Annotated in this window: 9 protein-coding genes and 1 tRNA gene; 5 read left to right on the top strand and 5 right to left on the bottom strand. The window is 45.2% G+C overall.

Annotated features, from left to right (window positions below; genetic code table 11):
* Window positions 1–15: 15 nt before the first annotated feature.
* The 3 genes from AACP44_RS06975 to AACP44_RS06965 all read left to right on the top strand — a co-directional run bounded on the left by AACP44_RS06975 (window position 16) and on the right by AACP44_RS06965 (window position 3,293).
* Window positions 16–102: transfer RNA gene (locus AACP44_RS06975), tRNA-Leu, on the top strand.
* Window positions 103–1,380: 1,278 nt separating this feature from the next.
* Window positions 1,381–1,797, top strand: a complete 417-nt coding sequence (locus AACP44_RS06970; RefSeq protein ID WP_339339756.1) for a hypothetical protein — start codon at window positions 1,381–1,383, stop codon at window positions 1,795–1,797.
* 296 nt (window positions 1,798–2,093) lie between these two features.
* Window positions 2,094–3,293, top strand: coding sequence for an alanine--glyoxylate aminotransferase family protein (locus AACP44_RS06965; RefSeq protein WP_339339755.1), 1,200 nt, complete (start codon window positions 2,094–2,096; stop codon window positions 3,291–3,293).
* Between the two features lie 80 nt (window positions 3,294–3,373).
* Here AACP44_RS06965 and AACP44_RS06960 read toward each other — a convergent pair whose 3' ends face one another.
* From AACP44_RS06960 to AACP44_RS06945, 4 genes are all read right to left on the bottom strand, one after another.
* Window positions 3,374–3,970, bottom strand: a complete 597-nt coding sequence (locus AACP44_RS06960) for a lysophospholipid acyltransferase family protein (protein WP_339339754.1) — start codon at window positions 3,968–3,970, stop codon at window positions 3,374–3,376.
* A 64-nt stretch (window positions 3,971–4,034) separates the two neighbouring features.
* On the bottom strand, window positions 4,035–4,853 hold the full coding sequence (locus tag AACP44_RS06955; RefSeq protein WP_339339753.1) for a crotonase/enoyl-CoA hydratase family protein: 819 nt from the start codon (window positions 4,851–4,853) through the stop codon (window positions 4,035–4,037).
* 8 nt (window positions 4,854–4,861) lie between these two features.
* The gene (locus tag AACP44_RS06950; RefSeq protein ID WP_339339752.1) at window positions 4,862–5,455 is read right to left on the bottom strand and encodes a nitroreductase family protein; all 594 of its coding nucleotides are present in this window, start codon (window positions 5,453–5,455) and stop codon (window positions 4,862–4,864) included.
* A gap of 138 nt (window positions 5,456–5,593) precedes the next feature.
* On the bottom strand, window positions 5,594–7,465 hold the full coding sequence (locus tag AACP44_RS06945) for a beta-ketoacyl synthase (RefSeq protein ID WP_339339751.1): 1,872 nt from the start codon (window positions 7,463–7,465) through the stop codon (window positions 5,594–5,596).
* A 144-nt stretch (window positions 7,466–7,609) separates the two neighbouring features.
* Between AACP44_RS06945 and AACP44_RS06940 the strand changes: the two genes are divergently transcribed.
* Entirely contained in the window at window positions 7,610–8,596 is a 987-nt protein-coding gene (locus tag AACP44_RS06940) for a helix-turn-helix domain-containing protein (RefSeq protein WP_339339750.1), read from the top strand.
* A gap of 55 nt (window positions 8,597–8,651) precedes the next feature.
* Here the strand turns inward: AACP44_RS06940 and cysS are convergent, their stop codons facing one another.
* A complete protein-coding gene (gene cysS, locus AACP44_RS06935) occupies window positions 8,652–10,019 on the bottom strand; it encodes a cysteine--tRNA ligase (protein WP_339339749.1) in 1,368 nt (455 codons plus the stop codon).
* A 283-nt stretch (window positions 10,020–10,302) separates the two neighbouring features.
* Between cysS and AACP44_RS06930 the strand changes: the two genes are divergently transcribed.
* Window positions 10,303–10,551 carry a hypothetical protein gene (locus AACP44_RS06930; RefSeq protein ID WP_339339748.1) on the top strand — a complete coding sequence of 83 codons (249 nt, stop codon included), beginning with the start codon at window positions 10,303–10,305 and terminating at the stop codon, window positions 10,549–10,551.
* Window positions 10,552–10,920 lie beyond the last annotated feature (369 nt).

The following is a 10,920-nucleotide window of genomic DNA, read 5'->3' as shown; positions in this document are numbered from 1 at the left end:
CGAGTAAAACTCTATGCCGGAGTGGTGAAATTGGTAGACACGTCGGATTCAAAATCCGATGCTAGCAATAGCGTGCCGGTTCAAGTCCGGCCTCCGGTACCACATATCGAAAAAGCCTTTTTACTCCTAGCCACACTTTTGACCTCTAGGGCCTTAAGTATGAAACCAGATTACACCTTACACGGCTGGCACCTCTCCTACTTTTCGGGAAAAACCCGCGGCTACTTAAACTTTAAGGATGTGGCGTTTAACGATAAGAAAGTGAATGCCTACGACCTCATGATCCGCATCCCGAAAAAAACCGGCGTGATGGTGATGCCAGTAATACAAACCCGCCAGGGTGAATGGTTACAAGACACCACCATAATTGTAGAAGAGCTCGAACGACGTCATCCAGAGTCAACTGTGGTGCCTAGTACACCAAGGCAGTTGATGGCATCCTTATTATTAGAAGCTTGGTTGGACGAGTGGTGGATACCGATTGGCATGCACTACCGCTGGTCATACCCTGAAAACTATCAGCTGTTTCTTCATGACGCCAGTACCGGTCTGCTACCTCATGCACCTAATTTCATTCGCCGGCCATTGGCAAAAAAAGTAGCCCGCACACTCAGAAATTTCCTGCCTCATGCCGGCGTTCGCGAAGAAAACTTCAGCGCCATGGAGTCATGGACGCATAAAATACTCGATGTGTTCGAACATCACTTTTCACAGTATGCATTTTTATTGGGGGATAAACCCTCGATAGCGGACTTTGCTTTATTGGGCCCGCTCTATGGACATTTAAATCGAGACCCTGCGCCCAAGCGAGACTTACTCGATGTACGCCCTCATTTACAAAACTGGGTAGAGCGTTGTCACGCAGGCGAAGGAAAACAAGGCAGTTACCTTGCCAATGATAAAATACCAGTAACGCTTACGCCTATTTTTGAAGCCATCTTCTCAGAGTTTTACCCGATGATTGACGGGATCAAAGCAAGCCTATCTGAGTACATACAAAAAAAGAATAAAAAAAGCGGCGACAACATTGGCCGCTCGGTAGGGCTTACCAGCACCACCATGGATGGCCAGCCCTTTACCCGTGCTGCCATGCCGTACAGCTTGTGGATGATACAGCGCATCCAAGCTATCTTTGAAGGCTTAACAGACGCCGATCAAGAATCTATTAACGAATGGACCGCTGAATTTAATCAAGCGGGAGTTATGTCCAAAGACTTGGGTCCAAAGCTGGTTCGCTCTAATGTGGCTACACGCTTGGCCTAAACTAATTACAGCTTACAAAACTGACAGAGCACCACCATACTGCTTAAAATTTTGTCAAAAAATAGATTGAATAGTAAAGCAAGCCAAAAACCAAGCAGCAGACGGCGCTGCTGATAGTTGATCCCTTCCTATCCAGCATTAGTTGGAAATAACATCAACAGCACACCATGGAAATGGTATAAAATTCAGCAAAATCATAAAAGAATTGCTAATCGCCACTTCACATTATTATCCGAAATTGGCATTATTAGACCGAATAACAACCACTTACCAACTCATTATGGAGAAAAAATGACTACGGGTATCAATAGCAAATTTGCCAAATACAGCAAAATAGCCTGGGGAATTTATACGCTACTAGCCATTGTGGTGATAGTGATACTGGTAACGGTTGTGGCCCAAGATAACGAAGAGCGGCTGTTCTATGGACTGATGACTGCTGCCTGTTCTTATGTGTTTCGCCCGACAGAAAAATTCTTCAAAAAACAGGTCATGAGATTTATTGATACTGATGAAGAAACAGATAAAGAATAACCCCCCTTAAATCAAAATTTCCGACAGTGCCCGCATACGGCAGATACCCTCGGATGGATTGCAATTTTATTAAAGAAATTGTCATAACTATTGTCATAACTAGGGCATTTTAATTTATCACCTCACTAACACTTATTCTATGCTGACTGAATCGCGCCAAAGACCTACTTGGAGCGGTTTAGCGCTCGACGCTTAATTTCGAAAACTATATAATTACCCTTTCGCCTCTGCTGATCTACAGAGTTATATTATTAATTAAAGCTATTTTATATTAGATCCCTTATTTGGAGCTCAAGATGCACAACCCCTTATCAGATATTGAATCTTTGGATGCTATTCTCCCCGATGATCCTCTGTTAATGATGGGAGCAGGTCCGGTACCTATCTCACCAAGGGTTGCTGCTGCCAACGGAATCGTCATCAATCACCTTGGCGACACCATGGCGCAAATTGTTGAGCAAGTCAAAGTCATGTCTCGCTATGTGTTCCAAACCAACACCCACCATATTATGGGTGTTGCTGGCCCCGGGTCGGCAGCAATGGAAATGGCCATTGCTAATTTAGTGGTGCCCAATAGCAAGGTTCTTGCGCTATGCAATGGTTTCTTTAGTAACCGTTTAGCTGAAATGGCCACCAGAAATCAGGCTGAAGTGGTGCGAGTAGATTCTGAGCATGGCAAGGCGATTGATATCGATGCCGTGACCGAAGCCATTAAACTGCACAGACCGAAAGTGCTTACCGTGGTACAGGGCGAAACCTCGAATACCGTTTACAATGCCTGCCTGCCAGAGGTTTGCCGCATCGCTCATGAATATGAGTGTCTGGTGATTATCGACGCCGTATGTACGTTTAGTACGATGCCATTAGAAATGGATAACTGGGGAGTGGATGCTGTTATCACTGGCGGTCAAAAAGGTTTAAGCTCGATTCCTGGCGTGTCGTTAATCGCTTTTTCAGAAATGGCTTGGGATTTAATCTGCCAGCGTACGGATGTGCTGCGGCACTGGTGTTTAGATGCCAAACTGGCAGATCAATTTTGGTACAAAAAATCATACCACTACACAGCGCCGGTATCAGGTATTTTAGCCATCCATGAAGCGCTGCGTTTGGTTTGTGAAGAGACTCTACCCGCTCGTTTTGATAGACACTCAAAATGCTCGCAAGCGTTACAAGCCGGTATAGAAGGTTTGGGCCTATCACTCTACGTGGATCCAGCGTCACGCCTAAATTCAGTGGTTGGCATTAATCTTCCGGAAAATGTTAATCAAAAAGAATTGCTGCAATTGATATCCAAAGAGTACGGTGTGGAAATTGCGGGGTCATTCGGGCTGGATATTGTGCGTATAGGTCAAATGGGCGAACAGTGTCGGGCGCATAATATATTCCGCACCGTCCACGCACTAGGGTCCAGCTTGAAAAGACTAGGATGTAGCATTGATTTACCTACCGGCATGGCTGAGTTGGAACGCAGAATCGAGACTTTTGTACCCGAATAGAGTTACTCCCCTCAGGCCGTGGTAAAAATATTGACGTTGGAGAAATAACTATCATCTGTGACGTCGATCAGATGTTAAGTTTAGTAATTGTCCGGAATCAGACCCTTTTTGTCGGCATAGAAGGCCTGGATTTTTTCAAGATCAGCCTCGATATCGCCAGTAGGATAAAAAACGGGACCAAAACCGATGGATTTGGTTGAGCTATCAACATAACCCAACACTATTGGCACATTGGCCGCAATGGCAATGTGGTAAAAGCCAGTTTTCCAACCAACCGTTTTGTCACGGGTGCCTTCGGGTGCAATGATCACGCTGAGTTCGTCAACACTGTTAAAGTAGTCAGCCATTTGTTCTACAACATTATTAGATTTACTGCGATCAACAGGAATACCGCCCAAGCGTATCATCAAACCCCTGATCGGAAATCTAAACAACGTATCCTTACCCAACCAGCGAGTGTTATACCTCATTTTGAAACCAAACAGCAGGAATAGGACAAAATCCCAGTTGCTAGTATGAGGGGCTCCAATCACAAGGCATTTATTCAATAAAGGCACCTGATTGACGGCACGCCAACCAATCAGTTTCAGCAGCAATATCGACAAATATCGTAATAACGTACTGATAACCGGCGCGACAAATAGAGTAGATTTCAATTCTGTAATATTGGATGCCATAAGCAACTGTTGCTCGCTACTATTTTACAGATTGCAACTGAATTTTCTGATCTTGAATTTATGGTTAGTCATCATAGCTCACCGTATCGCCCTTGGCTGTGGCCTGTGCCGTTGCATGCACATCGGACATACTCAACATGCCGGCATTCCATGTCGCCATATAATTTAAACTATCTTGCACACTGTGGTCACGACTGTACAGCAACATAGCTTTGGTGCCACGAATAGCCAACGGTGATTTTGAGGCGATAGTTTTAGCCATTTCGTTAACCCCTGCCAGCATGGCTTCGCGATCCTGATAGACATGATTAACCAAGCCTAGAGAAAGCGCTTCATCGGCCGTTACGGTACGACCGGTATAAGCCAATTCGCGCATTTGACCATCACCGATAATATAAGGCAACCGCTGCAAGGTACCCACATCAGCCGTCATCCCTATATCGATTTCCTTGATAGAAAAATAGGCATCAGCGCTACAGTAACGCATATCGCAGCAGCTAATCATATCAATGCCACCACCAATACAGGTGTAGTGGATAGCAGCCAACACCGGCTTTCTGCACTGCTCTATAGCTGTGAGGTTACCCTGTAGTGTAAGAATTTTTTGCCGGAACATTTCAGATCGTCGAGCCAGATCACTTATCTCAGTATTCACCAACTCCCCAAACATGGCTAAATCAATACCCGCACAAAAATGCTTGCCCTCACCAGAGAGGATAATTACTCTGACTTCTGGCTCGGCATCCAACCAGTTAAAACAAACTTCTAACTCATCCCACATATCGGAATTTATCGAGTTTGCCTTATCGGGGCGATTAAGAGCAACGTGGGCAATATGATCGCTGATATCAATTGATAGTGTGCTAAGCGTTGGTTTAATCATAGAAATAGTCAATCTTTAATTTGTAAGGACACAGGCCAGGGTTGCTTGTAATCATCAATACTTAATTCGCGCAGAGTTTTGTAATTGCCATCAACGGTTCCCAGATATAAAAAACCGACAATACTTTCATTCGTCTGCAAACCCAGACCTTGCATCACCGTAGTGTCAAAAGCATTAGGGCCGGTGCGCCAAACACCGGCATAACCTTGGGCATGGGCAGCCAACAATAGACCATGAGCAGCACAACCAGCGGAAATCACCTGTTCTACAGCGGGCACTTTCGGGTGTTCTTTGATTCTGGCAATAACGGTAATAATTAATGGGGCTCGCAAGGGTTTGGCGGCTAATTTGGCGATTTCTTGGTCGGTCATTGCTGACTCACCTGCCTGCCGTCTACGCAACTTTGCGGACTTAACAAACAGCTGACCCAAGTCATGGCGACTATCACCACGGATAGTCAAAAAACGCCAAGGACGAAGCCACATATGATCTGGAGCTCTTAAGGCCGCCTTAAACATATTCTCCAACACTTCATCTGTAGGAGCGGGCTCACAGAGTTTAGACGCTGAGTTTCGGCTGTGTAATAAGCTGAGCGCATCCATAGGGTCAGTCTATAATTTTGCAGTTTAGTGAACGGCACATACTAGTTACTATGGCCTCCACAATCAAGTGTACAGACACTAGCGCCCATAGATATCGACACAATCAAGCTTGCAACTCTGCAGAGCGAGCTATGACCTTTATGACACCTCCAACAACCCTGCATAAGGAGATTCGAGCTCGAGGTTAATAGCAAGCGCATAACCCGGCACACTGATTTTGCTGGTGGAGAAGTCGAGGTCATCACTATCGAGTACATGATGATCAAATTTATAGATCGGTTGCGCCTCGCCATTTTGAGCGGATTCATCATAGGCAGCGGCCCGCTCTAGCACGGTCTCATTGCGGGTTTTATAAGTCGTCATGGCCTCTGAGCCGTATTTTTTGGCCAGCATTTTGTCAACAATATGAGGAGCAATCACCGTGGCCGAAGCGTTATTGCCACCAAAGCCTTTTGAGTTAAGAATGCAACAATCGATATCTTGGGCGCCGACATCCATATGGGCGCTACCTAATTGCAGGTTGCTACGGTGAACATCATCAGCGATATGGTCAATGGTGGCTATACCGGGAATTATACCCTCTGACCAAACACCCAAAGTAGCCATTAGCTGGTCACCGGCGGATACACCCAGAGAGTGCCCCACATAAGCTTTGATCGCAGCTACTGGCCAGTTTTCTATGCCAAACAGTTTCGCGGTTTCGTTCAGGATATGAGATTCAGTGACGCGGTTTTGCGGTGTGCTGGAACCATGAGCCTGCACAAAAGAGCGCTGCCTAATGGATTTATCGCCTAATAGGGCGCGCACCGAAGCAACAGCTTTTGTCATAGTAATATAGTTGCCTGCACCCGGCGATGATATAGATTTTTTATGACCATCAGCGCTGACAAAAGCATCGGTCACAGCACCGTGTACATTGGCGCCTAATGCCATCGCTAATTCATCATCCATCAGCACAAAAAACTGCGAAGACTCGGCTATGGTAAAACCGCAGTTGCTACTAAAGGGTCTGGCTGCACGACGGTAGTTAGCGCTAGTTAGACCCAATTTAGCATCTAGATCTAACAGGTCCTTATCGGTGGCTAAAGCACCCATCGAGCAATAGCCCTCGATCACATCCGGCTCAATCGGAGCCTCGCTATTACCGACAACTACCACACGGGCAACGCCATTTTTGATATCGTTAACAGCCTGACGAAGGTTATATAAAAAAGAAGCGCAGGCACCCATATAAGCACCGGTATTACCGATACTGCCTAGCACATAGGCGTTGATAAAGTCGGCGGGCATTTCCGCTAAACCTAAGGGGCAATGCTTGGAGGTGGTGCGCTTATCGTTATAACGCGCGCCTATCATACCGCCATAACCCTGCGGATCTAACTGCCCCATTGAACTACCGGCATAAACACTGATTTGATCGGGAGGCACATGCTGACAAACGACACCCCAATCAATACCCATCGATTGCACAGCATCGGAAGCGCCATAAACAGCCATTTGCAGGCCGCGAGGATGACTTCGCGCTGGGTATAAAGTACCGGGATCAAAACCACTGGGTAACTGCCCCGCTGCTTGCACAGCGATATCACGTCGTGTTGGCAACATAAATTTAGTGTCGCCCTGAATATCCACTCGGACCATCTTGTCTTCGATATCGATGATGCTCCAGTTTTCAGGGATATACTTTGGCAGGTTGCGAGCCTTAGTAATAAAACTGGCGGATTCATTACCGCAAACGCTGACGGGCATGCGCTTATTAATATCGATACCGTCTACTTTAAAACGCTGCTCTTCGATGCGACGAATCAAAGTATGATCACGGATAAACTGTTGTTGTTGCTCGCTACCATCAAATCCCAGTTTCATTAAGCTGGCAAGGCTGCGATAGGTCTGATCGACTTTAACCTTGGGCAGTGAATCCAGTATCAAGCGACGATAAGCGTGGTGAAAAGAACTTCTGCCGGCAGTATTAATGCCACCAAAACCAGTGATAATAGGGATCCGTGCCATATTTTATCCTTTTAGAGTGATACTGCGGGCTACCAAATGATGTGTCCATTCAGTAACATTTTACTCTGAAAACAGCTATCAAAATAAAACAAAAAGGACATATAATAGTTCTATTACGCCAAATCTACCTTTGGGTCATTGTTGATGCAACGTATCACTCTTCTAGCTCCACCTGCGTGTCTGGTAACGAGTATTAGCCTGCCATTAGAGATTTTAAATGCCGCCAATGAACTGGCACGTACCCGCAACCGAAAACACCCTCGCTTGCAGATTGACATTGTTAGTCAGGATGTTGGGCCAGTAGTGACAGCGGGTGGTTTGAGTGTTGTCGCCTCGGCAACGCCGAACATGATTGAGCAAACAGATTTGGTGATTATCCCCTCGTTATGGCGCAGCCCCGTTAAGAATTTAATCCGGCATCGCTGGATAATGCCTTGGCTACAACGCTTGGCCAAGCAGCAAAGTTTAATTTGCGCGGTGGGTACCAGTAGTTACTTTCTGGCTGAAGCCGGCCTGCTAGATCATCAGCCGGCCACCACACATTGGCATTACTGTGATCAATTTGCCGAACGCTATCCGAAAGTAGATTTAAAAAGGCAATATTTAATCACTCAGGCCAATACTATTTATTGTGTTGGCAGCGTTAACTCCATTGCAGACTTGATGGTGCATTTTATCCAACGCCACTATGGTCAGACGATTGCCCGTCAAGTTGAGGCGCAATTCTCACCCGAGATTCGTCGCCCTTTTGCCAATCATGCGTATGTAGAAGAAGCGAGCAAACCACATCAGGATGAAACCATTATTGAGGCACAAGAATGGTTGCAAAGACACCTTCGGCAACCTATTAATTTAGCTGCACTAGCCAAGCAACTGCAACTTAGCCCACGCACCTTTAACCGACGTTTTAAGCAAGCGGTTGGCATAACAGCCGGTGACTATCTGCAACGTCAGCGTTTGGATAATGCTCGTGAATTATTGCGCACCAGTAACTTTAGTGTTCAGGAAGTCGCTTATGCATCGGGTTATTTAGACAGTAGTTATTTTTGTGGACGTTTTAAGAAGGCGATGGGGCAAACACCATTGGCCTATCGAAAATCAGTACGGGGAAAGTTATTTAAAGTGATATAAAAATTGATTTAATCAATCACTGCCTCGCCTTTACGAGGAAGAAGCTAGGTTTGATCTAGCTTCGCTTCCATCCATCCCGAACCAAAACAATACCCTGCGCTTGCAGTTTGTCCCTAATCTCATCCGCTAAACCATAATCCTTGTTTTGTCTTGCTTGCTGCATATGGGCTATTTGTTTATCAATATCCGCATCCGACAGTTCGCCGTCGGCCGCCTCGATATAAAACCAATCCGATGGATTTTGCTGTAACAAACCCATCAAACCAGCCGCTTTGATAAAACGTGATTTGAGTTGGGCCTGTTCATTACCGGTTGTCGCCTTCATCTTTTTACCCAGAGCATGAAGCTCACGAATCGCAACAGGTGTATTTAAATCGTCTAATAGGGCCTGATAAATGGCTTCACCGGTAATATCGATCTCGTTATCTACAGCAACATCAGCGACTGATTGTAAATAGCCATAGAGCTTATCCAATGTTTTCTTAGCGGTATCCAGAGTATCGACACTAAAATTTAATTCCGAACGATAATGCGCCGATAGAATAGTAAAACGCAGAACCTCACCTGGATAATGCGCTAACAGATCCTTGACCATTTTAAAATTGCCCAAGGACTTGGACATCTTTTCCCCATCAATATTGACATAGGCATTATGCATCCAGTAACGCACAAACTGCTCGCCATCATGGGCACAGGTGCTTTGGGCAATTTCGTTTTCGTGATGCGGAAATTGCAAGTCAATACCACCACCATGAATATCAATGGTATTGCCAAGATGCTTTTCGATCATCGCTGAACATTCAAGATGCCAGCCGGGACGACCCCGACCCCAAGGACTATCCCAACCAGGCTCTTCTGGGGACGAAGGCTTCCATAGTACAAAGTCTCCGGCATACTTCTTATAGGCAGCCACTTCAACACGGGCACCGGCCAACATATCTTCCAATGAACGCTTGGCTAGCTGGCCGTAATCATCCATCGATTGCACATCAAACAACACATGCCCTTCAGCAGCATAGGCATGACCCTTTTCAACCAGAGTACTGACCATGGCAATCATTTCATCCACATGATCCGTAGCAAAGGGCACAATATCAGGCTCAAGGTTATTCAGCTCCGCCATATCATCGAAGTAAGCTTTGGTATAGCGGTTGGTAATTTCGCTAATCGCTTCGTTATTGTCTTTCGCCGCCTGCATAATTTTGTCGTCAATATCAGTAATATTACGGGCATAGATAACGTTGCTATAAAGGGTTTTTAACAGGCGATACAGCGTATCGAAGACCACAACCGGGCGGGCATTGCCAATATGAACGCGGTTATAGACGGTAGGACCACAGACATACATTTTGACTGTATCCGCATCGATCGGGGTAAAGACTTCTTTTTCGCCGCTATAGCTGTTGTAAACTTTTAAGGTCATAGTGTTATAAATCGTTATTAATCAATCGTGCCAATAATTGCATAATAGCCATTAAAACGCACTGTTTCTTTGCCGCGACAATAAATTCCGGAGTTTAATAATCGGTGATTAATATATCCATATTGGTCAGCCTATTTTTTGGCGCATGCCATCCATGCTGCGCTAACATAGGCGCTCGACCATCATTTTTTGCTCAGGTTGATTATCTTACCATTGTCATGATGACCCTATTAGCGAATCGAAATCATGAAATATTCACCTTATTAGCTTAATTAGGATGATTATGTCCATTGTAACATTGGAAACCCATGGCACCGTCGCCTTGCTAACCATGAATAACGGTGAAAACAGGCAGGATTTGGCGTTTGCAAATGCCATGTTGTCTGCCTTGCAAGAAGCCATTGTTAATAAACATCACAAAGCCTTGGTATTGTATTCCAGTGATCCAAAATCATGGAACCAAGGTATAAGCATCAACTGGCTGATGCAGTCCATGCAAATCGTCCATCAAAAGGACATAAAAAAACATTGATGTATAAAATGAGCGAGGTATCTTCGACACTTTTATTGGCTCTGATCCCAACTATTGTAGCCATTTCCGGTCATGCGTTTGGTAATGGTGCAATTTTATCGTGAGCCTGTGATTGTCTTATGATGCATAGCGATCGCGGTTATTTCTGCTTGCCTGAAGTCGATCTTTAGTATGGTAAGCATAAGCAACGCCTGCATAGACATAGCATTGAAACGACAAAATAAGAAGATAAAGATTATATCGATCAGTTAAGGCCGACCGTGCAAATAGACAGATATTATAAAAGTGGTGTAAACAGCACGTCGTGATTAACTTCGATTTACAGCTAGTTTAATACTCTCAAATTTAACCAAAGAAAGACAATTTAAC

Origin of the sequence: uncultured Oceanicoccus sp. (assembly GCF_963968385.1) — a bacterium.
Lineage (GTDB): Bacteria > Pseudomonadota > Gammaproteobacteria > Pseudomonadales > Dasaniaceae > Oceanicoccus.
This window is presented reverse-complemented; position numbering and strand designations above follow the sequence as displayed.